17 protein-coding genes are annotated in these 24533 nt (G+C 74.1%); 5 read left to right on the top strand and 12 right to left on the bottom strand.

What is annotated here, in order from left to right; translation table 11 throughout:
• Positions 1-62: 62 nt before the first annotated feature.
• Genes K4S16_RS22680 through K4S16_RS22665 form a run of 4 tightly spaced genes read right to left on the bottom strand, consistent with a single transcriptional unit; the run spans position 63 to position 6188 of the window.
• The gene (locus K4S16_RS22680) at positions 63-1493 is read right to left on the bottom strand and encodes an RNA polymerase subunit sigma-70 (RefSeq protein WP_149261002.1); all 1431 of its coding nucleotides are present in this window, start codon (positions 1491-1493) and stop codon (positions 63-65) included.
• Entirely contained in the window at positions 1486-2718 is a 1233-nt protein-coding gene (locus tag K4S16_RS22675) for a PP2C family protein-serine/threonine phosphatase (RefSeq protein ID WP_200842038.1), read from the bottom strand. Before K4S16_RS22675 ends, K4S16_RS22680 begins: the two co-directional genes overlap by 8 nt.
• Before the next feature lie 9 nt (positions 2719-2727).
• Positions 2728-3840 (bottom strand): acetate/propionate family kinase, encoded by a 1113-nt coding sequence (locus tag K4S16_RS22670; protein ID WP_375708338.1) that lies wholly within the window; start codon positions 3838-3840, stop codon positions 2728-2730.
• Positions 3828-6188: a phosphoketolase gene (locus tag K4S16_RS22665; RefSeq protein ID WP_149261001.1), complete on the bottom strand. Its 2361-nt coding sequence runs from the start codon at positions 6186-6188 to the stop codon at positions 3828-3830. The genes K4S16_RS22670 and K4S16_RS22665 overlap by 13 nt, the downstream gene beginning before the upstream one ends.
• 494 nt (positions 6189-6682) lie before the next feature.
• On the opposite strand from K4S16_RS22665, the gene K4S16_RS22660 reads away from it, so the two are divergent.
• Positions 6683-8011 carry an amidase gene (locus K4S16_RS22660; RefSeq protein WP_149261000.1) on the top strand — a complete coding sequence of 443 codons (1329 nt, stop codon included), beginning with the start codon at positions 6683-6685 and terminating at the stop codon, positions 8009-8011.
• 45 nt (positions 8012-8056) lie between these two features.
• Here the strand turns inward: K4S16_RS22660 and K4S16_RS22655 are convergent, their stop codons facing one another.
• The 3 genes from K4S16_RS22655 to K4S16_RS22645 all read right to left on the bottom strand — a co-directional run bounded on the left by K4S16_RS22655 (position 8057) and on the right by K4S16_RS22645 (position 12795).
• On the bottom strand, positions 8057-10816 hold the full coding sequence (locus tag K4S16_RS22655) for an AAA family ATPase (protein WP_149260999.1): 2760 nt from the start codon (positions 10814-10816) through the stop codon (positions 8057-8059).
• Positions 10817-10921: 105 nt separating this feature from the next.
• Positions 10922-11827 carry a serine hydrolase gene (locus tag K4S16_RS22650; RefSeq protein ID WP_149260998.1) on the bottom strand — a complete coding sequence of 302 codons (906 nt, stop codon included), beginning with the start codon at positions 11825-11827 and terminating at the stop codon, positions 10922-10924.
• Positions 11824-12795, bottom strand: a complete 972-nt coding sequence (locus K4S16_RS22645) for a LysR family transcriptional regulator (RefSeq protein ID WP_149260997.1) — start codon at positions 12793-12795, stop codon at positions 11824-11826. Before K4S16_RS22645 ends, K4S16_RS22650 begins: the two co-directional genes overlap by 4 nt.
• A gap of 152 nt (positions 12796-12947) precedes the next feature.
• On the opposite strand from K4S16_RS22645, the gene K4S16_RS22640 reads away from it, so the two are divergent.
• Positions 12948-14597: a penicillin-binding transpeptidase domain-containing protein gene (locus tag K4S16_RS22640; protein ID WP_149260996.1), complete on the top strand. Its 1650-nt coding sequence runs from the start codon at positions 12948-12950 to the stop codon at positions 14595-14597.
• A gap of 95 nt (positions 14598-14692) precedes the next feature.
• Here K4S16_RS22640 and bla read toward each other — a convergent pair whose 3' ends face one another.
• From bla to K4S16_RS22625, 3 genes are all read right to left on the bottom strand, one after another.
• A complete protein-coding gene (bla, locus tag K4S16_RS22635) occupies positions 14693-15646 on the bottom strand; it encodes a class A beta-lactamase (RefSeq protein ID WP_149260995.1) in 954 nt (317 codons plus the stop codon).
• Positions 15647-15752: 106 nt separating this feature from the next.
• A complete protein-coding gene (locus K4S16_RS22630) occupies positions 15753-16787 on the bottom strand; it encodes a magnesium transporter CorA family protein (protein WP_149260994.1) in 1035 nt (344 codons plus the stop codon).
• Positions 16788-16852: 65 nt separating this feature from the next.
• The gene (locus tag K4S16_RS22625; protein ID WP_149260993.1) at positions 16853-17866 is read right to left on the bottom strand and encodes a LacI family DNA-binding transcriptional regulator; all 1014 of its coding nucleotides are present in this window, start codon (positions 17864-17866) and stop codon (positions 16853-16855) included.
• A 123-nt stretch (positions 17867-17989) separates the two neighbouring features.
• Here K4S16_RS22625 and K4S16_RS22620 point away from each other — a divergent pair, with 123 nt between their 5' ends.
• Entirely contained in the window at positions 17990-19198 is a 1209-nt protein-coding gene (locus K4S16_RS22620) for an MFS transporter (protein ID WP_149260992.1), read from the top strand.
• Positions 19199-19214: 16 nt separating this feature from the next.
• Here K4S16_RS22620 and K4S16_RS22610 read toward each other — a convergent pair whose 3' ends face one another.
• Positions 19215-21038, bottom strand: a complete 1824-nt coding sequence (locus K4S16_RS22610) for a dolichyl-phosphate-mannose--protein mannosyltransferase (RefSeq protein WP_235036991.1) — start codon at positions 21036-21038, stop codon at positions 19215-19217.
• 94 nt (positions 21039-21132) lie between these two features.
• On the opposite strand from K4S16_RS22610, the gene rsmI reads away from it, so the two are divergent.
• Both rsmI and K4S16_RS22600 read left to right on the top strand, forming a co-directional pair.
• Positions 21133-21990, top strand: coding sequence for a 16S rRNA (cytidine(1402)-2'-O)-methyltransferase (gene rsmI / locus K4S16_RS22605; RefSeq protein WP_149260991.1), 858 nt, complete (start codon positions 21133-21135; stop codon positions 21988-21990).
• 140 nt (positions 21991-22130) lie between these two features.
• Positions 22131-22433, top strand: a complete 303-nt coding sequence (locus K4S16_RS22600; protein WP_149260990.1) for a hypothetical protein — start codon at positions 22131-22133, stop codon at positions 22431-22433.
• 23 nt (positions 22434-22456) lie between these two features.
• On the opposite strand, the gene K4S16_RS22595 is transcribed toward K4S16_RS22600, so the two are convergent.
• Positions 22457-24301, bottom strand: a complete 1845-nt coding sequence (locus K4S16_RS22595) for a glycosyltransferase family 39 protein (protein ID WP_235036990.1) — start codon at positions 24299-24301, stop codon at positions 22457-22459.
• Between the last annotated feature and the right edge of the window lie 232 nt (positions 24302-24533).

Below are 24533 nucleotides of genomic sequence, written 5' to 3'. Positions count from 1 at the left end.
TAGGGCGAACGGATATTGAGACGTACCCCGGCTGAGAAATCATCGCGGGCCGGGCGGGAAGGTCAGGGCGCCAGGGTGAGCGGGAGGCCGAAGGCGGGGAACAGGTGGGGCTCGAAGGAGGTGATCTCGGCGATCAGGCCGTCCTCCACGCGCAGGACGTCCAGCACCTGGGCGCGGTAGACGCTGGTGCCGGGGCGCTGGACGTAACCGGCGACCGCCGGCTGCCCGTTGGCGCGGGTCGGGAGGTGGCGCCAGCGGCCGATGTAGGCGGGGGAGGCCGGGTCGAACGTCTGGCGGAGCATGCCGATGATCGCCTCGCGGCCGCCGAACCAGAGCGGGTTGGGCGGCATGGTGATCCGCACGTCGTCGCGGAGCATGGCCGCCATCGCGGCGGTGTCGCCCTCCACCGCGGCCTTCATGTACCGCGCGAGCAGGTCCTTCTCCGCCTCGGACGGGTCGGCGCCGCGCGCCCACCGCTCGCGCCGCCGCGGGAGGCGCTCGCGCAGGGCGGGGCGGGCCCGCTGGAGGGCGCTGTTCACCGAGGCCAGGGTCATGTCGAGGGCGGTCGCGGTGTCGGCGGCGGGCCAGCCGAGGAAGTCCCGCATGATCAGCACGGCGCGCTGCCGGGGCGGCAGGTGCTGGATCGCGGCGAGGAACGCCAGCTCCATCGTCTCCGACGACTCGGCCGCCGCCTCGGGCTCCGCGTCCGGGAACGGCTGCAACCAGGGGAGGAACGGCGACGCCTCCACCCCGTCGGTGGGCGGGACCGGCGAGGGGCCGTAGCGCCGGGGACGGCGCTCGTCCCGGCGCAGGAAGTCCAGCGCCGTGTTCGTGGCGATCTTGTAGAGCCAGGCGCGGAGGCTGGAGCGCCCCGCGAAGCCGTCGCGGTTCTTCCACGCCTTGAGCAGCGTCTCCTGGACGAGGTCCTCGGAGTCGTCGTAGGAGCCGACCATCCGGTAGCAGTGCACCTGGAGTTCGTGCCGGTACCGCTCGACCAGCCCGGCGAAGGCCCACTCGTCGCCCTCCCGGAGGACGGCCGCCTCCTCCGACTCCGCCGCCTCGTCCGGTTCCGTCGCGCCCGGTTGCGTTACGCCTGATTCCGTCGCGACCGGTTCCGTCACGGAGGCTTCCGTTACGGAATTCCGCGGTGCGGGGCCCGGCGCCGCGTCGGTTTGCGTCACGCGTTCCGGCGTTGCGGTTCCCGCCGCGTCCCGGGCCACCCGGGCGATGCGGCGCAGCCGTCCGACCGAGGACGCCAGCGACTGAACGCCGGTGTAGAACGGCCCGGGCGCTTCGGGGGTGAGGCCGCGCACCTGGCGTTCGATGTCGGAGATCAGCTCGTGGACGGCCTCGCCCCCGGCCCGCCGCGTCCGGTACGCCTTCTGCCGGCACGCTGCCGAGCAGTACAGCGACGCGCGCCCCGGCCTCCCGGCCGCGGGCGGCATGGGCTTGCCGCAGGAACGGCACGCGCGGCCCGGCGCCGTGTCAGCCATCCCGGGGGTCCTGCGGGACGCGGCGCATGAGCAGGAGGGCGACGTCGTCCGGCGCCGCCTCGCGGCCGATCAGCGCCGACATCACCGCCGCGCCGACCGCCTCCGGCGGACCGGCGTGGACCGCCCGGCACAGCCGGGCGACGCCGTTGAGGATCGAGTCGTCCCGCCGCTCGATGAGGCCGTCGGTGTAGAAGCAGAGCAGGGCGCCCGGCGGGACGTCGATGGTCCTGGTCCGCCGGGGGATGTCCTCGCCCAGGCCGATCAGGACGTCGAACTTCATGTCGACGGGCTCCGCCGGGCCGTCCGGCGGCGCGAGGACGGGCGGAGGGTGGCCGGCCGACGACAGCCGGATCCGGCCCCCGCCGCGGTCGGCGACCGCGTACAGCACGGTCGCCGTCGCCTCGGGCTCGAAGTGCAGCATCTTCCGGTTGAGCTTGCGCAGCACCTCGGCCGGATCGTCGTTGTCGAGCGCGTACGCGCGCAGCGCGCTGCGCATCCGGCCCATGACGACGGCCGCCGGGAGCCCGTTGCCCGCCACGTCCCCGATCACGATGCCGATCTCCCCGGACGGGAGCGTGAACACGTCGTACCAGTCCCCGCCGACGATCGCCTTGCCGGGACGGTAGCGGGCGGCCATCTCGAACCCGGGGACGTCCGGCGGCGCGCCCGGGATCAGGCTGCGCTGCAGCTCCAGCGCGCCGGCGTGTTCGGAGCGGCTGAGCACGGACTGCACCGCCTGCGCGGCGCGGGAGCCCGCGAGCTGGAGGAACTCGGTCTCCTCGGAGGTGAACCGGCGGTGGGCGAGCGTCCCGACGTGCATGACGCCGACCAGCCTTCCGGCGCCGACGAGCGGGACGCCCAGCAGCGACTGCAGGCCCCGCTCGACGAGCAGCGGGTTGAACACGCCGGCGCTCGGGACGTCCGGGATGTAGACCGGCCGGCGCTCGGCGGCGACGCGCCCCGCGAACCCCTCGCCGACCGGGACGTGGGCGGCCTGGGCGACCTCCTCCTCGATGCCCTTCGCGGCGGTCGCCACGAGGAAGCGCTCCTCGCGGTCCAGGAGCAGGACGACGGCGGTGTCCACGCCGAGGACGGCGCGGACGCGGTCGAGGAGGGTGTCGAGCAGTTCGTCCACGTCCATCTGGGCGAACGCCTCGTCGGTGATCGCCTGGATGTTCGCCAGCCTGCGGTTCGCGCCCTCCGTAGCGCCCGCCGTCTTCTCCACCTTCACACCTTATGTACTAACCCGCCGGTCCTGGCAGGAATCGTTCCCGAGGCACCTCCGGACACCGTCGGCGATCTCCAGGTCCTCGCGGGCCGCCACCACGAGCGTCCGGACGGCGGCGCCGTCCGCGGTGACGTCGGTGTCGCCGTCCGCGGCGGCGTTGCGGCCGGGGTCGACGGAGGTCCCGAGGTACGCGAGGTCCTCGGCCAGCCGCGCGCGGACCGCCGGATCGTGCTCGCCGATCCCGCCGGTGAAGACGAGCACGTCGAGCCCGCCGAGGGAGGCGGTCATCGCGGCGGCGCAGGCGCGGAGGCGGTGGTGGTAGACGTCGAGGCCGCCGAGGGCGGCCGGGTCGCCCTCGGCGGCCCGCTCGCGGACCCGCCGCATGTCGCCGGTGCCGGTCAGGCCGCGCAGCCCGGAGCTGCGTTCGAGCGCGTCGCCCACCTCCGCCGCCGGCACCCCGTGCTTGATCAGCCACAGCGGGATGCCGGGGTCGATGCTTCCTGCCCGGGACGCCATGACCAGCCCTTCGAGCGGCGTGAACCCCATCGTGGTGTCGACCGACCGGCCTCCGGCCACCGCGCACAGGGACGCGCCGGCCCCCAGGTGGCACACCACCATCCGCGGCGCGGCCGGGTCCGTGCCGAGCATCTCGGCGGCGCGCCGCACGGCGTAGGAGAACGACAGGCCGTGGAAGCCGTAGCGGCGCAGGCCGAACCGTTCGACCCACTCCCGGGGGAGCGCGTAGGCCGCGGCCGCCTCCGGCAGCGTGGCGTGGAACGCGGTGTCGAAGCACGCCACGGCCGGGACGTCCGGCAGCACGCCGGTGATCTCGTCCAGGGCGTGCAGGGAGGCGGGCTGGTGCAGCGGCGCGAGGTCGGCGAGCTCGCGGAGCCGCTCGGCGGCCTTCCCGTCGACGCGCACCGGTTCGGTGAAGTCGGTACCGCCGTGGACGAACCGGACGCCGATGGCGTCCGGCCGGGGCATGTCCGCGACCAGCCCGGCCATCTCGTGGCCGCCGCCGGAGTCCTCGGCGAGGACCGTGTCGTCGGCGTCGAGCAGGCTCACCTTCAGGCTGCTCGACCCGGGGTTGACCGTCAGGACCCGCATCAGTAGGGCCACGTCCAGTCGCTGACCTCGGGCGCGTCCTCGCCGTGCTCGCGCGTGTAGGAGCGCAGGAAGAGGCGCTGGTCGGCCATCCGCTGCCGGATGTGGGCGACGCGGGCGCCGAGCTGCGGGACCCGGTCGATGACGTCCATGACGAGGTGGAACCGGTCCAGGTCGTTCAGCATGACCATGTCGAACGGCGTGGTCGTCGTCCCCTCCTCCTTGTAGCCGCGCACGTGCAGGTTGCCGTGGCCCGCGCGCCGGTAGGTGAGGCGGTGGATGAGGTACGGGTAGCCGTGGAAGGCGAAGATGACGGGCTTGTCCCTGGTGAACAGGGTGTCGTACTCGCGGTCCGACAGGCCGTGGGGGTGCTCGCTGTCCGGCTGGAGCCGCATCAGGTCGACGACGTTCACGACCCGGACGCGCAGTTCGGGGAACAGTTGCCGGAGCAGGTCGACGGCCGCGAGCGTCTCCAGCGTCGGGATGTCGCCCGCGCAGGCGAGCACCACGTCGGGGTCCTCGCCGCCGTCGGTGGAGGCCCACTCCCAGATGCCGATGCCGCGGGTGCAGTGCGCGATCGCGGCGTCCATCGGCAGCCAGTTCAGCGCGGGCTGCTTCCCGGCCACGATCACGTTGACGTAGTCGCGGGAGCGCAGGCAGTGGTCCCCGACCGACAGCAGCGTGTTCGCGTCCGGCGGCAGGTACACCCGGACGATCTCGGGCTTCTTGTTCAGCACGACGTCGAGGAAGCCGGGGTCCTGGTGGGTGAAGCCGTTGTGGTCCTGCCGCCACACGTGCGACGACAGCAGGTAGTTCAGCGACGCGATCGGCCGCCGCCACGGCAGGCCGCGGGTGACCTTCAGCCACTTCGCGTGCTGGTTGAACATCGCGTCGACGATGTGCACGAACGCCTCGTAGCTGTTGAAAAGCCCGTGCCGCCCGGTGAGGAGGTAGCCCTCCAGCCAGCCCTGGCACAGGTGCTCGCTCAGCACCTCCATCACCTGGCCGGACGGCGACTGGTGCTCGTCGGTCGGCAGCAGCTCGCCCTCGAAGACGCGGTCGGTGGCCTGGAACACGTCCCCGAGCCGGTTGGACGCCGTCTCGTCCGCGCCCATGATCCGGAAGTTGTCCGGGTTGGCCCGCACGACGTCGCGCAGGAAGGTCCCGAGGCGCCGGGTGGGCTCGGTGGTGACGGTGCCGGGCTTGCCGACCTCCACGGCGTACTCGCGGAAGTCGGGCAGCGTCAGCGGCTTGAGCAGCAGCCCGCCGTTGGCGTGCGGGTTCGCGCTCATCCGCCGCTCGCCCTCGGGCGCGAGGGCCCGCAGCGCGGCGACCGGGCGGCCGTCCTCGTCGAACAGCTCCTCCGGGCGGTAGGAGCGCAGCCACTCCTCCAGCTGCGCGCGGTGCCCGGCGTCCTCGCACACGCCGGCGAGCGGCACCTGGTGGGCCCGCCAGGTGTTCTCGACCGGCAGGCCGTCCACCTCCTTCGGGCCCGTCCAGCCCTTGGGGGACCGCAGGACGATCATGGGCCAGCGGCGCCGCTCGGTCGCCCGCCCCTCGCGGGCGCCGCGCTGGATGTCGGCGATCTCGTCGAGGGCCTGGTCGAGGGCGGCGGCCATCTTGCGGTGCATCGACGCGGGCTCGTCCCCGCTCACCAGGACCGGGCGGTAGCCGTACCCGTCCAGTAGCTGGACGAGCTCCTCCTCAGGGATCCGGGCCAGCACCGTCGGGTTGGCGATCTTGTAGCCGTTGAGGTGCAGGATCGGGAGGACGGCGCCGTCGCGCACCGGGTCGAGGAACTTGGTGGAGTGCCAGCTCGCCGCCAGCGGCCCCGTCTCCGCCTCGCCGTCCCCGACGATGCACGCAACGACGAGGTCGGGGTTGTCGAACGCGGCGCCGAACGCGTGGGCGAGGGAGTAGCCGAGCTCGCCGCCCTCGTGGATGGAGCCGGGCGTCTCCGGCGCGACGTGGCTCGGGATGCCGCCGGGGAAGGAGAACTGCCGGAACAGCCGCCGCATGCCCGCCTCGTCCTGCGACACCTCCGGGTACACCTCGCTGTAGGTGCCTTCGAGCCACGCGTTGGCGACCGCCGCCGGCCCGCCGTGCCCCGGGCCCATGACGTAGATCATGTCGAGGTCGCGCGCCTTGATCACGCGGTTGAGGTGCGCGTAGCAGAAGTTCAGCCCCGGCGTGGTGCCCCAGTGCCCGAGGAGCCGGGGCTTGAGGTCCCGCCGTTCGAGGGGCTCGCGGAGCAGCGGGTTGTCGAGGAGGTAGATCTGCCCGACCGACAGGTAGTTCGCCGCCCGCCAGTACGCGTTGATCTCTCGCAGTTCGTCATCGCTCAGGGTGACCGACTGGGTCATTTGCGCGTCCTCCGGGTGCTCGTGACCGCCCTGAGGACATCCCGTCCCCACGAACGGGGTTCTCAACCGTCATGGAGAGCCCATCAGCCCTTTGCCCGCGGGCCTAGGGCCGAACGTCCCGGAAGGCCGGAACGACAACGAGGCCACGGCGCTCGGCCGTGACCTCGTTCCCCCCACCTGGATGTGAACGTCGCCGGTTACAGGGGCGGCCTGCCGTGCGAGCCGGCGCCCGGCCTCCGCCCCGCCCCCCAGCGAACCGGCGGGACCACTGGGTGCGATGAAGCCTGCCGCCTACCCGTGCGTAGGTGCACGGTTCCCGGAGCGCGGTCGACAAGCGGCGGGCCGCCTGCGACGAGCGGTCGACAATGAGTGATCAAATGGTGACGGAGCGCCCGATCGCGGCCCCGCCGGCGGGGGCCGCCGGAGGGGCCGGAGGGGCCGGTGCGGTCTGAGATGCTACGCAGATCGGTACAGGTAACCGGCAAGGAGGCGGAATGGGCGGGTTCTTCACCGGACGGACGCTGACCGGCATCGGGCGCGACCTGCGCTCGGGCCGGGAGTCGGCGCGGGGCCTGGTCGCCCGGGCGCTGGAGTCGGTCGACGAGGACCTGAACGCCTTCACGACCCTGGACGCCGAGGGCGCCGAGTCCGCCGCCCGCTGGGCCGACGAGGAGCTGGCGTCCGGCGTCGACCGGGGGCCGCTGCACGGCGTCCCGGTCGCGGTGAAGGACATCATCGACGTCGCCGGGCTGCCCACCGGGATGGGGTCCGGGCACTTCGCCGGGCACGTCGCGGAGACCGACGCGGCCTGCGTGAGGATGCTGCGGGACGCGGGCGCCGTGATCCTCGGCAAGACCGGGACGCAGGAGTTCGCGTTCGGCGGCAGCGGCGACGTGTCGGTGAACGGCGCGGTCCGCAACCCCCGCGACCGGGAGCGGATGTCCGGCGGGTCCAGCAGCGGCAGCGCCGTCGCGGTCGCCTCCGGCACGGTCCCGCTGGCCATCGGCACGGACACGGGCGGGTCGGTGCGCATCCCGTCCGCGTTCTGCGGGATCGCCGGGTTCAAGCCGCCCTACGGCGTCATCCCGGCGGACGGCGTGTTCCCGCTCTCGCGCTCGCTCGACCACGTGGGCGTCCTCGCCGCCACGGCCGACGACTGCCGCATCGCCTACCACGCGCTGACCGGCCCGGCGGTGGCCGTCCCCTCCCGCGTGGACGGGCCGTCCGCGAGCGGCGGCCCGGACGGGGGCGCGCCGTACGGGCGCGTCGCGTGGATCGAGCCGCCGGTGTGCGACCCCGAGGTGGAGCGGCGCGTCCGCGCCCTGTTCCCGGACGCGCCGTCCGAGCGGATCGACTTCGCCGGCCTCCGGCAGGTGTTCCTCGCGATCGAGTACAGCGAGGCCTACGACGTGCACGCCGAGCGCGTCGCCGAGGCGCCCGGCCTGTTCCAGCCGGCGACGCTCGGCCGCCTGGAGGAGGCGGGCCGGATGCCGGGCTGGCGGCTCGTCCGGGCGCTGCGCGAGCGGGACCGGTACGCCGAGGAGATCGCCGGGCTGCTGGACCGCTACGACCTGCTGGCCATGCCGACCATGCCGATCCCCGCGCCGCGGATCGGGGCCGCCGAGGTCGGGCTCGGGCCGCTCACCGCGCTCCTGGTCAGCCTCACCTCGCCGTGGAACGTGCTGGGCCTGCCCGCCCTGACCGTCCCCGCCGGGACCGTCCCGGCGGACGGCGGTGTCGACCTGCCGGTCGGGGCGCAGCTCGTCACCCGCCGCGGCGGCGAGAGCCTCCTGTTCGCCGCCGCCGAGCACCTCGCCCCCTGACCCGGGCCGCGCCCAGGCCTGTCTCGAAGTGAGGCGGGGCCTTGCCTACAGGTAGAGGCCGAAGAACTCCTCGGGGTGCTCCAGCAGCGGGGGGAGGTCCTCGGCGGTCAGGGTGACCAGCTCCTCCTTCGTGGGGAGTGCGGCCTGGACGCCGGCCTTCTCCTTGCCCCCGGCGCCCTTCTTGGCCGCGGCCCCGTTCTCGGCCGCCGCGTCCTTCCTGAAGGAGACGGCGGCGGAGGCGACGCGGTCGGCCTGGTTCGCGACGGCCACGTCCAGCATGTTGCGCATCAGGCGGCCGTTGCCGAAGGACGGGCCGCGGGGCGCGCGGCGCAGCATCGTGTGCAGGACGTCCTCGGTGCCGGGGGCCAGCTCGAAGCCGTCGGCGGCGGCGAGCTGGCGGAACACGGTGATCAGCTCGTCGTCGGTGTAGTCGGGGAAGTGGATCTGCTTGGGGAACCGGGAGTCCAGGCCGGGGTTGGCGGCGAGGAACTCGGCCATCTCCTGCTCGTAGCCCGCGACGATCACGACGAGGTCGTCGCGGTGGTCCTCCATCAGCTTGACCAGCTCGGCGATCGCCTCGTGCCCGTAGTCGCCCTTCAGCGGCGACTGCGTCAGCGTGTAGGCCTCGTCGATGAACAGGACGCCGCCGACCGCGCGCTCCACGAGCCGGCGCGTCCGGGGCGCGGTCTGCCCGATGTACTCGCCGACGAGGTGGGCGCGGGACGCCTCCACCAGGTGCCCGGACGACAGGACGCCGAGCCGCTTGTAGATGCGGCCGAGCAGCCGGGCCACCATCGTCTTGCCGGTGCCCGGGTTGCCGGTGAACACCATGTGCCGGGTCGGCGGCGTGATCCGCAGGCCGGACTCGCTGCGCAGCCGCGCCGCGTGGGTGCCCGCGACGAGCAGCGCGATCTCGTGCTTGACGGTCTCCAGGCCGGTGAGCTCGCGCAGCTCGGCCAGCGGGTTCCCGGCGGCCTGCGCGGTGTCGAGCGCGGCCGGGATGTCCTGCTTGCGGATGACCGGCTCGCCGCCCGGCGCGCCCGGGTCGAGCTTGGCCCGCGCCGCGGCGACGACCTGCTCGGCGAGGTGCGGCGCCAGGCGGGCGTTGCGGAGCGTCTGCATCGGCGGGGTCGCGGCCAGCAGCGCGCCCGCCGCCTCGACGGCCGGGCGGGTGGCGCGGGCGCCGCGGGCGTCCAGCGCGCGGCGGAACAGCTCGGCGTGGCCCGCCGCCGTGAACGGCCGGGTGCGCGCGATCCGGAACCGCTGCGGCAGGACGGGGTTGATCTCGCGGATCCGCTCCTCGCCGCCGGCGTCGCACAGCGCCACCACGTTCAGGTCGGGGTGGACGGCGAGGAGCCGGTGCAGCTCGGCGGCCAGGGCCTCGCCGTTGCCGGGGTCGGCGACGATCCCGTCCAGGCCCTCGATGATGAGCAGCCGGTCGCCGGCGCAGTCGCGGGCGTCGGCGTGCAGCTTGGCGACCGCGTCCGACAGGCGCTGCCCGGCGAACAGGTTGTCGGTGACCCAGTGCGGGTCGCGGCCGAACGCGAGCGCCCTGCCGAGCTCCTCGGCGGCGTCGCGCTTGCCGGTGCCGTCCGGGCCGCTGATCAGCAGCCGGACGGGCGCGCTGCCGCGGGTCAGCTCGTCCAGCGCCGCGGTCACCTCCGGCTGCTCGACCAGCGTCGTGGCGATCTCCGAGCGCGCGGCGGCGGCCCCCGCGCCCGCGCCGCCCGCCGCGGGGACGCTCTTCAGCGTCTCGGTGAGCGGGTTCACGACGCGGCGGCGCGGCGCGTACAGGCGGCGCAGGTCGGTCTGGAACTGGCCGACCGGGATCCACTCCGCCTTCGGGAACCACGGGTCGCCCGGCAGGCCCTGCACGATCGCGACGAACCGCATCGCCATGTCGAGCCAGCCGCGGCACGCGTCGGCGGCGCCCGCGACGAGCGCCCGGACGAGCCACGCCCGCGTCCGCTCCTGCCACGCGCCCGGCTTGAACCCGCGGCGCTCCGCGGTGAACCGCTGGAGCAGCTCGCCGTAGCGGTCCTCGCCGAGCGCGACCGCGAGCTCGGCGGGGACGTGGTCCATGCTGCCCTGCAGGAGCAGCTGGACCAGGTGGACCTCGATGCCCTCCTCGCGCGGAGCCGCCTCGACCAGGTGCTCGTAGGACGCGGTCAGCCCCGCGCAGACCCACTCCAGGTAGCCGACCGGGCCGAGCAGCTCGGGCACCGCCGCGACGATGTCGTCCCCGGCGTGCGCGTGCCAGTGCTCGCGCAGCTCCATCTTGGGCAGGTTCACGTCGCAGACCGGCGGGTCGTCGTAGAGGCGCAGCAGCGCCTTGCGCCGCTCCTCCAGCGGCTCGATGCCCTCCAGCACCGACAGGCAGTCGCGGGCCAGCTCGATCGCCAGGGCCCGGTCGGGCGCCTCGATGAGCCAGTCGACCGGCGGGCGCCACCGGCCGCCGGGCGCGTCCCAGCGGGTCATGCGGTCGCTGAGCGGGCCCGGGTTCACGAGGTGGCGGTGCAGCAGCCGCTCGGGGAGCTGCGACCACGACCCCGCCTTGATCGCGCCGCCGCCCGGCAGGAACGCCAGCATGCCGAAGATCTCCGCGGTGACGAGCGACGCCGGCAGCGTCAGCAGCTTGTGCTCGTCGGTGGTCAGCTCCACGGCCCGCGGGTCGGCCGCCAGCCCGTCGATCCGGGCCGAGATCTCCTCGAACAGCCCGTCCGGGACGCGCCACGGGCCGTGCGAGTAGACGTCGAGCACCGGCTCGTCGGTGAGCAGTAGCTCCAGATGCTCCGGCAGCCGCAACGAACACTCCCCAATACCGTCCAAAACAGGGGTACAGCTTATGTTTCCAGAGCGGGTGCCGTGGCGTCCGTGTCCCACCGCACACTCAAGGGTCCCACTGCGCACTCAAGGCCGGCGAAGCGATTCCACGGCGATCCGGGCGGCGGTTCCGATGACCGCGTCGGCCTCCGGGAGGACGGCGACGGGCAGCGTCGACCTGGTGAACACCGCCACCGCGTAGCGCGCCCCGTCGGGGTACTCGACCGCGCCCACCTCGTTGCGGAGGGTCGGCAGCGTGCCGGTCTTGCCGCTGACGACGACGTCGTCGTAGGGGAACCCCGACGACAGGCGGTGCGGCCAGACCTGGAGGCCGAGCAGCCGCCGCATCGCCGCCGACCCGGCGGGCGGGGCCGCCTCGTCCCGCCAGATCATCGACAGCAGCCGGGTCATGTCGCGGGGCGTGCTGCGGCTCGTGCGGAGCGGGTCGAGGGCGCGCAGCCGGCCCTGGAGGCCCGGCTCGTCCAGCCTCGCCCACACCTCGGCGACGCTGTCCGCCCCGGCGTCGGCGAGCAGCGTCTCGTGCAGCTCGCGGCCGTTGCCCAGGATGACGGTCCGGCGGAGCCCGAGGTCGGCGGCCGTCGCGTTGACGGCGTCCAGGCCGACCCGCTCCATCACGGCGTCGGCGGCGGCGTTGTCGCTGACGGTGATCATCAGGCAGGTGAGGTCGCGCAGCGACATGCGGACCTCGTCCAGCAGCGCCGACACCCCGGTCGGCCCGGCCGTGCGGTCGTCGGGGCGCAGCACCACCTGCTCGGTCGGGTCGAGGACGCCGTCGGCGGCCTGCCGGTGGAACGCGACGAGCAGCGGCACCTTGAACACCGACGCGAGCACCACCGGCTCGTCGGCGCCGACCGCGACCTCCCGGCCGGTGTCCATGTCGACGACGTGCAGGAAGCCGGTCACCCCGGCGGACCGGAACGCCGTCTCGATCCGCTCGGCCGCCTCCGCGCTCCTGACGGGGGCCCCGCTCATGCCAGGAACCCCGAGGAGGGGCGCGGGACGACCCGGCGGGCGGGCGGCCGGTCGAGGGGCGCCATGCCGGCCTCGTCGCGCAGGACCGCGGTCGCGACGGCGGTGAAGTCGGCGATGGCGCGGGCGTGCTCGGGGTCGCGGGCCCGCCGCCAGGCGCACGACGTCCGCCAGGCGAGCGGCTCGCCCGCCAGCGGCCGCCACGCCGCCCCGGCGGTGTCGTCGGTGCGCGGGACGAGCGCCACGGCCGTCCCCGCGAGGACGAGCCCCAGCGCGAACCCCGGATGCCGGGCCTCGTGCACGGCGGCGGGCGCGTACCCGTGCCGCCGGCAGCCCGCGAGCAGCTCGTCGTGCGCGCCCGGCGCCTCCTCGCGCGGCGGGACGACGACCTCGCGGGTGCCGAGGTCGGCCAGGTGCACCTCGGGGGGCGCGCCCGGCTCGGCGGCGCCGTCGCCGGCGGGCAGCAGCACGCCGAGCGGCTGCGCCAGCATCGGGCCGAGCTCCAGCCCGCGGGTGTCGCACGGGTGCCGCACCACCCCGGCGTCCAGCGCGCCCTCGGCGAGCGCGCGGATCTGGTCGTCGGTGCCCGTCTCGCGCAGGTCGAGCCGCAGGTCCGGGCGGCGTTCCCGGAACGCGGCGATCAGCGCGGCGACGACCCGGCCGCCGAGGTCGCTCGGCAGGGCCGCGCGCACCGTCCCGACCTCCCCCAGCCGGGCCCGCTCGGCGACGGAGTAGATGCGGTCCACGCGGGTGAGGATGTCACGTGCCTCCTCCAGCAGCAGGCCGCCCGGCGGGGTGAGCCGCACCCGCCGGCTGGACCGGTCGAACAACCGCACGCCGAGCTCCTTCTCCAGGCGCTGGATACGCTGGCTCAGCGGCGGCTGCGCCATGCCGAGGCGCTCGGCCGCGCGGCCGAAGTGCAGTTCTTCGGCGACGACGACGAAGCACCGCAGATGCCCGACCAGGTTCACGAGCAGCGATGATACCAATTCGGATATTCATCCGGAGCGATATCAATCTTGGACTTTTCGGGCAGAGCCTGGTCTCCTTGTGCCCCCACCGGTCCGCCCGCCCGTCAGCGGGCCCCCGGCCGGTGGACCGATCAGGGGGAAGGAGTTGGACGATGCGCCGATCCCGTGTGCTCGCCGTCGCCGCGGTCGCGGTGGCGGTCGTGATCGTGGGGGCGGGGGCGGTGTGGTTCCTGCGCGACGGTGACGACCCGAGGGACGCCGCCGAGCGCTATCTCGCGGCGTGGAGCGGCGGCGACTTCGCCGCCATGAAGGCGCTGACCGACCGGCCGCCCGCCGACTTCGAGGCGCGCTTCAAGCGGATGCGGGACGACCTCGGCGCCGTCGGGCAGCGCTACACGGTCGCCTCCGTGGGGCGTCCCAAGGACGACGCGGTCGGCGGGTCCTACGGCGCCGAGGTGACGCTGGCCGGGGACCGGAAGTGGAAGTACACCGGGTCGCTGCCGATGGTGAAGACGGACGGCGAGTGGCGCGTGCGCTGGTCGCCGCAGGTCGTGTACCCGGAGCTCAAGGAGGGGCAGCGGCTGCGCGCGTCCCGCGCCTGGCCGGACCGCGCCGCCGTCCTCGCGGCGGACGGCAGCGACCTCGCCTCCTCGCCGTCCGGGTCCGCCCGGCAGCTCGCCGGGCAGGTCGGCCCCGTGTCCGCCGAGGCCGCGGGCAAGCTCGGCGCTCCCTACCGCAAGGGCGACCCGGCCGGTGTGGACGGCCTGCAGAAGCAGTACGAGCACCGCCTCTCCGGCAAGCCCGCGCTCGCCGTGCAGATCGTGGACGGCAAGGACGTCCCGGTGAAGACGCTGGAGCGGTTCGGCGGCGCCGAGGGCGAGCCGGTGAAGACGACCATCGACCCGAAGACGCAGGCCGCCGCAGGACAGGCGGTGTCGAGCGCGAGCAAGCCGGCGTCGATGGTGGCGCTGCGCCCCTCCACCGGCGAGATCCTCGCCGTGGCGAACCAGCCCGGCGGCTACAACCGCGCGCTGATGGGCCGGTACCCGCCGGGCTCGACGTTCAAGGTCGTCACGGCCGCCGCGCTCGTCGCGGGCGGCATGTCCCCGGCGTCGAAGGTGGGGTGCCCGGCGACCACCACGGTCGGCGGCCGGTCGTTCCACAACTACAAGCACGAGGACTTCGGGTCGGTCCCGCTCCGGGAGGCGTTCGCGCACTCCTGCAACACCACGTTCGCGCGCCTCGCCGTGGACAAGCTGGGCGAGAAGCGGCTCGCCCAGGTCGCGGCGCAGTTCGGGTTCAACGCCCCGGTCATCGCGGGACTCCCCGCCGTGCGCGCCGCGTTCCCGGACACCAAGGACGACACCGCGTTCGCCGCCGCGTCCTTCGGGCAGGGCCAGGTGCTGACCAGCCCGCTCAACATGGCGAGCGTCGCCGCCGCCGCGGCCGACGGCACCTGGCGCTCGCCCCGCCTGGTCGGCGCCTCCCTCGCCGCGCAGGCGGCCGACGCCGGGGGCCGCAAGCCCGAGCCGCCGAAGCGGCTGGAGCCCGCCGTGGAGAAGGCCCTGCACGCCCTCATGCCGGCCGTCGTCAGCGAGGGCACCGCGTCCGGCGTCGGCTTCCCGGCCGGTACCGCCGGCAAGACCGGCACCGCGGAGTTCGGCGAGGGCGACGACCCGCCGACCCACGCCTGGTTCATCGGCTACCGCGGGGACGTCGCCTTCGCCGTGATCGTCGAGGGCGGCGGCACCGGCGCCGAGGCCGCCGCTCCGATCGCCGCGAAGTTCCTCCGGGCGCTCTAGCCCGCGGCTGTCCGCGACGCGCGTCGCCCCTGGCACCGGACGCCTGGACGTCCGGTACCAGGGGCGATCGCCTTCGGAGCGCTTCCGGGGAGCGCTCAGCGGAGCGCGTTGGCGAGGACGCGCGCCGTCTGGGCGACGGCCTGGTCGTCGGCGGCCGCGTCGGGCGCGAACCGGTTCGTGGTGATCACGATGACCAGCGGGGCGCCGGACGGCGGCCAGGCGATCGCGATGTCGTTGGCGGTGCCGTAGGTGCCGCCGGTGCCGGTCTTGTCGCCGACCGTCCAGTTGTTCGGGAGCCCCGCGCGGATGCGCTTGTCCCCGGTGACGGTCGCCTTCATCCAGTCGACGAGCCGCTCGCGGTCGGCCGGCACGAGCGCGCCGCCGGTGGTGAGCGCCCGCAGGTTCCCCGCCCACGGGCGCGGCGCGGTGGTGTCGCGCACCTCGCCCGGCTTCCAGATGTTGAGGTCGGTCTCCCAGCGGTCGCTGCGGCTGACCGTGTCGCCGAGCGAGCGGAAGAACGCGGTGAGGCCCGCGGGCCCGCCGATCTGCTTGAGCACCAGGTTCCCGGCGGTGTTGTCGCTCTGGGTGATGGCGGCGTGGCACAGGTCGGCGACGGTCATGCCGGTGTCCACGTGCTTCTCGGTGACGGGGGAGTACTCGACCAGGTCGTCCTTCGTGTAGTGGATCACCCGGTCGAGCAGGCCGGGGTCGGACTGCCGGGCCTTGCGCAGCACCGCGCCGCACGCCATCGCCTTGAACGTCGAGGCGAACGGGAAGCGCTCGTCCGGCCGGTGGGCCACGGCGCGCCCGGTGCCGGTGTCGATCGCGAAGGCGCCGATGCGCGCGTGGTGCGTCGCCTCGAGGCGGCCGATCTGCCGGGTGACCCTCGCCTGCGCGGGATCGACGGCGATCGTGGACGTGGCGCTGCGCGGCGCCGCGGTCCGCACGTCCGGCTCCGTGCCGGAACCGCAGCCGGCGAGGCCGGCGATCGTCGTCAGGGCGAGAGCGGCGGCGCCGAGCCGCCGGTGTCGGGTGCTGTGGGTCGTCATGCGGGAGAGCAGACCAGAGCCGCGAACGACATGTCCAATATTGATATGGCGCGGGATCCGATATGCGAACGCATATGACGTGCCGTGACCTGGCCGGACCCGGCGGTCAGAGCCAGTCGCGGACCTTGAAGATCACATAGAGCGCGAGGCTGCAGACGACGACGATGACCGTGCTGGCGACGAACCCGGAGTAGTGGCCGAACCCGGGATAGGGGACGTTCTGTCCGTAGAACCCGGTGACGGCGGTCGGCACCGCGATGATCGCCGCCCAGCTGGTGACCTTCTTCATCACCTCGTTCATCCGGTTGCCCTGCAGCGCCAGCCGCGTCTCCAGCAGGTCGGCGACGAGGTCGCGCAGGGCGTCCGTCCACTCCCCGACGCGCAGCGTGTGGTCGTAGACGTCCTGGAAGTAGGGGACGAGCGGTGCGGGGACGATCCGCGGGTCGCGGCGGAGCAGCGTGTTCAGCACCTCCCGCATCGGCAGCGCGATCCGCCGCAGTGCGGCCAGGTTCTTGCGCAGCCGGTAGCTGCGCCGCTGGATCTCCTTGACCGGGAACGCGTCGTCGAAGACCAGGTCCTCGACCGCGTCGGCCTCGTCGTCCAGCGCCTGGACGGCCGCCAGTTGCAGGTCGACCACCAGGTCCAGGAGCCCGTAGAGCAGGAAGGCCGCGTTCGGCTCGCCGAGCCCGGCGTCCGGGCTCTGGTCCCAGCGCCGGATGAGCGCGTCCACGTCGAAGCCGCAGTCCTGCCGGACCGTGACGAAGGCGCGCTCGCTGAGGAACGCCGACACCTCGTGCATCGCCAGCTCGCCGTCGGTCACCACCGGAACGTAGACGTTGAGGAACGCGTACCCCCGGTAGCGGTCGAGCTTCGCCCGCTCGTGCCGGGACACCGCGTCCTCCACGGCGACGGGATCGATGCCCAGTTCGCGGCTGACCACGCGCATGTCCTCGTGCTGCGGCCCGCACAGGTCGAGCCACACGACGACGTCCGGGCGCGCCAGGTAGCCGCTGAGCTCCGCGACGGGGAACCCCTCCGCCTCGATGCGGCCGTCCCGCCAGGCCCGCGTGCGCGGCGGCGCCGAGCCGATCCGGTCGTCCGGATGCGCGGCGATGTCGATCTCAGACGGGTGGGATTCCATGGGCGGCGTTATACCCCTCTTTTCGAAAACATGATGGTCCGGTGGGCTTGCGGGCCCCGGACCGGTCAGCGGGGGCGCGGCGGCGCCGTCGACCCGCGGACGACGAGTTCGCCGGGCAGGACGAGGGGAGCCGGAGCGCGGCCGTCGAGGAGGGCGAGCAGCGCCGCCATTCCCTGGGCGCCCAGTTCCTCGGCGGGCAGCCGGACGGTGGTCAGCTCGGGCTCCAGCGCCGTCGCCAGCAGCACGTCGTCGAACCCGGTGACCGACACGTCGGTCGGGACGTCCAGCCCCAGCGCGCGCGCCGCCTTGTACGCGCCCGCCGCGATCAGGTCGTCGTCGCAGACGAGCGCGGTCGGCGGGTCGGGGGCGGTGAGCAGCCGGGTGGCGGCGCCCTTGGCCGAGGCGACGTCGATCGCGCAGGCGGACCGGGTCAGCACACCGCCCGGCAGGCCGGCGACGGCGCCGGCGAGGGCGTCCGCGCGGGCGTGGAACGTCCACTGGTCCACGGCGGCGGCGACATGCCCGATCCGGCGGTGGCCGAGGGCCGCGAGGTGCGCCGCGATCTCCCGCATCCCGTCGGCCACGCCGAAGTCGACGGTGGGGACGGGGGCGCCGGGCCGCCCCGCCGGGCCGCTGTCCAGCATCACGGCGGGCGTCCCGCGGAACCGGCCGAGCGCCTCCACGGCCATCGAACTGGCGAGGATGCCGTCGATCGCCTCGTCCGGCGCCGCGAACGGGCTGTCGGCGGGGCCCGCGGCGTCGTCCGGCCAGGTCGAGACCACGACGCCGAAGCCGTGCCGGGCGGCGACCCGCGCCGCGCCGGTGTAGACGGGGCCGAAGAACGGCGCGGTCAGGGTCGGCACCATCAGCAGGACGGTCCGGGTCGTGCCGAGCCGCAGGTTCCGGGCCGCCTGGTTGGGCCGGTAGCCGAGCCGCTCCGCGGCGCTCCGCACGCTGCGCGCGGTCGCGGGGGAGACGCGCCCGCTCCACTTGCCGCCCAGCACGAGCGAGACCGTGGACTGCGAGACCCCGGCCTCCTGAGCCACGTCCTTGCTGGTGGGACGGCTGATCGCCGGCACCTGCGCCTCCCTGGCGGATCGGTCGGACGAAATCAGACTAGAACGGGACGACCCGGAGGTGGTACGTATGACGGGAGTAATACGTATGACTCGGCAAGCAGGACGGGATCTCGGGGGCCATCGATGCGCGGCTATGTCGTCTTCCTGCGGAGGCCGTACGCGGGACGCCTGCTCGGCGGCACCCTCCTCGGACGGCTCCCCAACGGGATGGGCATCCTCGCCGTCGTCCTGCACGTCCGCGCGGACGACGGCGGCTACCCGCTCGCCGGGACCCTCGCCGCGATCCTCGGCCTCGCCACCGCCGCCGGGCAGCCCGTCCTCGGCCGCGCCATGGACCGGTTCGGCCAGCCGCGCGTCCTGCTGCCCGCCGCCTGCGCCTCCGCGGCCGGTTTCGCCCTGCTCGCCGCGGTCGGCGCGGACCCGCTCCCGGTGGCCGTCGCCGCCGTCTTCGCCGCCGGGTTCGCCACCCCGCCCCTCGAAGCCGGGCTCCGCGCGCTGTGGCCCGACGTCCTGGACGGCCCCGAGCAGGTCGACGCCGCCTACGCGCTCGACGCCGCCGCCCAGGAGCTGCTGTTCACCGCCGGGCCGCTGCTCGTCGTCGCCGCAGCCGTCGTGAACACCGAGACCGCGCTGCTGCTCACCGGCGCGCTCGGCATCGCCGGAACGCTCGTCGTCGCATTGTCGGGGCCGTCGCGCAGGTGGCGGGGCGCGCCGCGCGCCTCCGACTGGGCCGGGCCGCTGCGGTCCCCGGGCCTGCGGGTCCTGCTGCTGTCGCTCGGCTGCGCCGGGATCGCGCTCGGCGTCTACTCCGTCGCCGTCGTCGCCTACGCCGAGGACCAGGGCAGCGACCTCGCCTCCGGGCTGCTGCTGGCGTGCATGGCGGGCGGCGCCCTCGCAGGCGGGATCGCCTACGGCGCCCGCTCGTGGGCGGGCGCGGCGCACCGGCGGCTGCCCTGGCTGCTGGCCGCGCTCGCCGCCGGATACCTCCCGCTCGTCCTCGCGCCGGGCCTGCCCCTCATGTCGGTGATCGCGTTCGCCTCCGGCGTCTTCCTCGCGCCCGTGCTGGCGTGCAGCTTCACGCTCGTCGACCGGCTCGCCCCGGCCGGGACCGTCACCGAGGCGTTCGCATGGATCGTCGCGGCGATCGGCGCGGGCAGCTCCGTCGGCTCGTTCGTCTCGGGCGTCGGGCAGGACGCCGCGGGCGTCCCCGGAGCGTTCGCGGGCGCCGGCGCCGGGGGCGTCCTGGCCCTGGCCGTGTGCCTGCTCGGCGCGCGGACGCTGCGCCCCGCCGCGCGCCCCGCCGTCCCCGTGGACGCCGCAGCCGGGCTCTAGCGGTCCCGGCCGGGCGTCAGACCCAGGACTGGAACCAGATCCGCTCGTGCCAGTCCTCGTAGGGGATCGTCTGCGCGGACAGGATCGGATGGAAGTACGCGAAGTTGGCCAGCACCACCAGCAGGAACGCCCCCGCCGCGGCGGCGCCGATCAGCCGCCTGACCCCGGCGGTCTGGACGGGCGCCGGCGGCGCGTGCGCCCCGTGCTCGCCGTACGGATGCTCGCCGTACCCGTGGTCGTCGTACGGCTGCTCGTCATAGGGAGCGTGCTCGCCGTACCGGCCTTGCTCGCCGTACGGCGCGAGGGCCGGATCCTGGTCGGCGGGGGAGTCCCAGGGCAGGCCGGGAGGCCCTTCGGGCATGGCCCCTTGGGGATCGGCGGCTCCGCCGTTCTCGCCGGGACGTGCCGCGTGCGCGCCCGCCGCCCAGCCGGGCGCGGGTCCGATCAGGTAGCCGAGCACGAGGACGACCGCCAGCACCATGAACGGGATCAGCGGCGTCGCGTAGAACAGGAACATCGTGCGGTCGGCGAACGCCGACGGGAACCAGGTCAGCCAGCCCGCGAGGAAGCCGAGCAGGATCGCCCCGGCCCGCCAGTCCCGCAGGATCAGCCAGATGAACGCGACCACGATCAGCGCGACCAGCGCGCCCCACCACAGGGCGGGCGTGCCGATCCCGAGGATCTCGCGCGAGCAGCGGGACGCGCCGCCGCACGCGCCCTTGGGCTCGGTGTAGAAGAACGCGACCGGGCGGCGCAGGATCGGCCAGTCCCACGGCCACGACTGGTAGGGGTGCTTGGCGTCCAGCCCGGTGTGGAAGCCGAGCATCTCCGCGTGGTAGTGCCACAGCTTCGGCATCGCCTCGAACGGCCGCCACAGCGGGTTGTCCGACGCCGTGCCGCGCCCCCAGCCGCCCGGCTTGAAGATCCACCCCCACCAGGTCGCCAGGTAGGTGACGAGCCCCACCACGACCATCTGCACGAACGCCGGGACGGCCTCCAGCAGCATCGTCCCCTGCAGCGGGGCCCGCACCCCGGCGGCGCGGCGGGCGCCGTAGTCCCACAGGACGGTCATCAGCCCGAACGCGGCGACGTAGAAGATCCCCGTCCACTTGGTGGCGCAGGCGAGACCGAGGCAGACGCCCGCCCCCCACCGCCAGCCGTGCGCGAGGAACGGCCCGTACACCGAGGTCTCGCCGGCCTCGATCCGGTCGGCGAGGGCGCGGCGGGAGCGGTCCCGGTCGTTCACCAGGCAGGCGAACCCGGCGAGGACCCAGAACATCACGAAGACGTCCAGCAGCGCGGCCCGGCTGGTCACGAACGCCAGGCCGTCCAGCGCCAGCAGCAGCCCGGCGGCGCAGCCGAGCAGCGTCGAGCCCGTCATCCGGCGCGCCACCCGGCACAGGATCAGCACCGACAGCGTCCCGGCCAGGGCGGGCACGAACCGCCACCCGAAGGGGGTCGCGCCGAACATCGCCTCGCCGATCGCGATCATCCACTTGCCGAACGGCGGATGCGCGACGAACGCGGGGCCGCTGCCCCAGATGTGCGCGTCCGGGTCGGCGATGAGCATCTTGTCGGCGTTCTCGACGGTGTTGTGCTCCCAGCCGAACTTCAGCAGGGCGAGCGCGTCCTTGGCGTAGTAGGTCTCGTCGAAGACCACCGCCTTCGGCGTCCCCAGCCGGTCGAACCGCAGGTACGCGGCGAGCGCCGTGACCAGCAGCGGGCCCAGCCAGGACAGCAGCGGGCTGCCCGGGATCGCGGGCGTGAGCCATTCCCGCAGCTGAGGGGGCCGGCGCCGGGACGCCGTGGCCGGGACCGAAGCCAGATCCGTCGTCGCCATCCTGCGAGTTTATTTGCACTCGCCGCCTCCTTCAGGACCTCGGGGCGCCCCCTGGGACAATGGGCCCCGTGACCGGACCGGGATGGAGGCCGTGATGGAGGCCGTGACAGGGGCCGTGACGGGGACGCTGCGGCTCGCCGCGGCGCCGATCGGGAGGCCCGAGGACGCCTCGGCCCGCCTGCGGGCCGCGCTCGCGGAGGCGCCGGTCATCGCGGCGGAGGACACGCGGCGGCTGCGGCGGCTGGCGGGCGACCTCGGCGTCGAACTCGCCGCGCGCGTCGTGTCCTACAACGACCTGAACGAGCGGGAGCGGGCGGCGGGCCTCGTCGAGGACCTGCTCGCCGGACGGGACGTCCTGGTCATCACCGACGCCGGGATGCCGGGCGTGTCGGACCCCGGGTACCGGCTCGTCCGCGCCGCCGTCGCCGAGGGCGTTCCGGTCACGGTGCTGCCCGGGCCGTCCGCGGTCACGACCGCGCTGGCGGTGTCGGGGCTGCCCACCGACCGGTTCTGCTTCGAGGGGTTCCCGCCGCGCAAGCCGGGCGAGCGGGCCCGGCGGCTGGAGGCGCTCGCCGGCGAGCCCCGCACGATGGTGTTCTTCGAGTCGCCGCGACGGCTGCCGGTGACCCTCGCGGCGATGGCGGAGGCGTTCGGCGCGGACCGTCCCGCCGCGGTCTGCCGCGAGCTGACCAAGACCTACGAGGAGGTCCGGCGGGGGACGCTCGGCGAAGTGGCCGCGTGGGCGAAGGACGGCGTCCTCGGCGAGATCACGCTGGTGGTCGGGGGCGCTCCCGAGCCGCGCGGGCTGTCGGACCCGGTGGAGCTGGCGGCGGCGGTCGCCGCGCGCGAGGCGGCCGGGACGCCGCGCAAGCAGGCCATCGCCGAGGTCGCCCGGGAGAACGGCGCCCAGAAGCGCCTCGTCTACGACGCCGTCGTCAAGGCAAGGAAATAGTCACCGCCCCCAGAGCGATGCAAACGGGGTCCTTGCGGGCATAACTGAGCCGGTGGCCTCCGGCCGGGGCATCCGTGGGAAGCAGACCAGAGGCGCCGCGGTCAGATGCGTACGGAACGGTCTGCGAGGGGGTGAGTGCCGTGCATGAGGCATGGACGAACCACGAGGTGTGGGGCTTCGAGTGCCTGAGCTGCGCGGGGTCCTGGGACGAGGAGTTCCGGGTCCGGCACTCCGGCGACGGGCACGGCAACGAGGCCGTCGTCTACGAGCGCCACGGCCAACCCTGCACGACGCCCTGGGTCAACCGGTGCTGCCCGACCTGCGGCAGCGAGAACGTCAAGGCGCTGTCCGCGACGCATGGCAGGCGAGAGGACCCGCCGATGGCCCGCAGCGTCAGCGACGTGGCGATGGTCTTCCACCTCCGCCGGATGCACGCCTGGTAGCCGCCCGGCGCTGACTCTGCCGTTCAGGCGGTGACCTCGGTGGCCAGGGGTGACTCGGGCACCGCCGGCTCGGTGGGCTGCGCGGGCTCGGGGGACGGTGCCGACTCGCTCTTCGCGCGCCGGGCGAGGCGGCGCGTCCACCCGGTCACCGTCTCGCGGGCCTCGGGCCGGAACGCCAGCCCCGCGGCGAGCGCCGCCAGCGGGACGGCGGGCAGCACGTACCGGTAGTCGAACTCGGCGGTGGCCGCGGGCGCGAGCAGCAGCCCGGTGGCGAGCGTCCACGGCAGCAGCGCCTCGCCGCCGAACCGGCGCCACAGCGGGACCAGCCCGGCCAGGCCGATGAGCAGGATGCCGCCGACCATCGTCCCGCGCAGGTAGAAGACGTCCTGGTAGCCGCGGGCGACCCCGGCGAACGGCTCGGCGACCTGCGTGCGGGCGTTGCCGTGCTCGTAGCCGCGCGCGTCCTGCGCCGCCGTCCCGCCGCCGGGCATGTGCCAGTCGGGCAGCGGCCTGCTCTTCTTCTCGAACTCGTACTGCGAGTACGTCGCCGGGTCGGGGAACACCGTGCGCTTCCACTGGAAGACACGGAAGAAGTCGTGCGCGACGACCCGCGCGTAGTCGAGCGGCTGGGCGGTGATGGCGCGCTTGGCGAAGTCGTTGCCGAGCTTGTTGTTCTCGGGGCTGAACCGCGTGCCGGTGTAGCGGTTGAGCGGGGAGCGGGCGTTCCAGATGCCGTCCTGCGAGTTGGGCAGCCGGTTCCCCGGCTCGGTGCACAGCGGGTACTCGCTGACCGGCAGGTCCTTCATCCGGTGGCAGTCGGCGAACTTGTAGACCCGGGCGTACAGGAAGATCCCGTTGCTCTCGGTGATCGCGAACTTGTCGCTCTCGGCCTTGTACCAGCCCATGTAGCCGAGCACCGGCAGCAGGCAGGCCACCAGCGTCGCGGCCATGAGCCGCCAGCCGCAGCGCCGGATGAGCATGTACACCAGCACGCCGAGGAGCACCGGCATGCCGACCGAGCGGGTCAGCCAGGCCATCCCGACGATGAGCCCGACCGCCGCGGCGATCTTCCAGGTCGGGCGGTCCCGCCAGAGCAGCAGCGTGACCGCGCACATCACCAGGAAGGTGAAGGTCGTGTCCGAGAGCACCAGGTGCTCGAGCTGGAGCTGGTAGGCGTCCAGCAGGACCGGCGCGGACGCGAGCGCGGCGCCCCAGCCGGGCAGCCGGAACCGGCGCCGCAGCAGCGCGTAGATCATCACGCCCATGGCCAGGCCCATGAGGTGCTGGATCCCGGCGACCAGCGCGAAGCTGTGGAAAGGCTTCAGGACGAGCAGCAGGAACGAGTACCCGTCGGGCCGCAGCGGGTGCGGATACGGGTCCATCGCGACGTTCAGGTAGTCGAAGCTGTCGTTGAAGAACATCACCGGCTGGTAGCCGAGCATCGTCACCAGGCGGAGCAGCGCCGCTATGGCAATGATCACACTGAACGTCGGATTCCGGCGCGCCAGCGTCCACAGGCCGCGAGCGCGCCGGCGGCCCGGCGCCGCAGTCGCGGCGGACGGCTCCTCGGGCGCGTCGCCCGATTCCGGACGTGCCTTTGTGTCCGTTTCCGGGCCGTCCTCAATGGCGGTGCCGGAATCGGCGACCGTGGGGCGGGATATGCCGGACTCCAGTGCCGCCGACGCGGAATCGAGCGCGGCCTTGCCGGAGCCTGGAGGAGATTTGGCCGAATCCGGGATGGTCTTCGGCCCCCCGGGCGTGTCGCCCGGGACGTCCGTCGTCGCGGCGGACGCGGCCGCCGTGGCCAGGGCCGTTCCGCCCTGCGCCGACCCGTCGAGCGCGGTGCCCCGCGGCGTTTCCCCCGCCACTGCCGCACCTTCCCTTCGATGTCCGGCCCCCGGTCCGGTGGCACTGAGTCCGTCCCCGGCACTACGTTCGTCCACGGCACTGCGTCCTGCGGAGCGCGTCACAGCCGCCCAACCCTTTCCGGGCCGCCGTGCCCGTATGCTTGACGTCCTAACATGCCGCCCGCGATCGCGCCGGATAGGGTCTTCCGGTTGCAAGTGGGCAACACGATACGGGTGCTCTTGACGAGAGCGG

Source organism: Actinomadura sp. K4S16 (genome assembly GCF_008327685.1).
Classification (GTDB): domain Bacteria; phylum Actinomycetota; class Actinomycetes; order Streptosporangiales; family Streptosporangiaceae; genus Spirillospora.
Note: the sequence above shows the minus strand (reverse complement) of the source record. Positions and strands in the feature narration are given on the sequence as shown.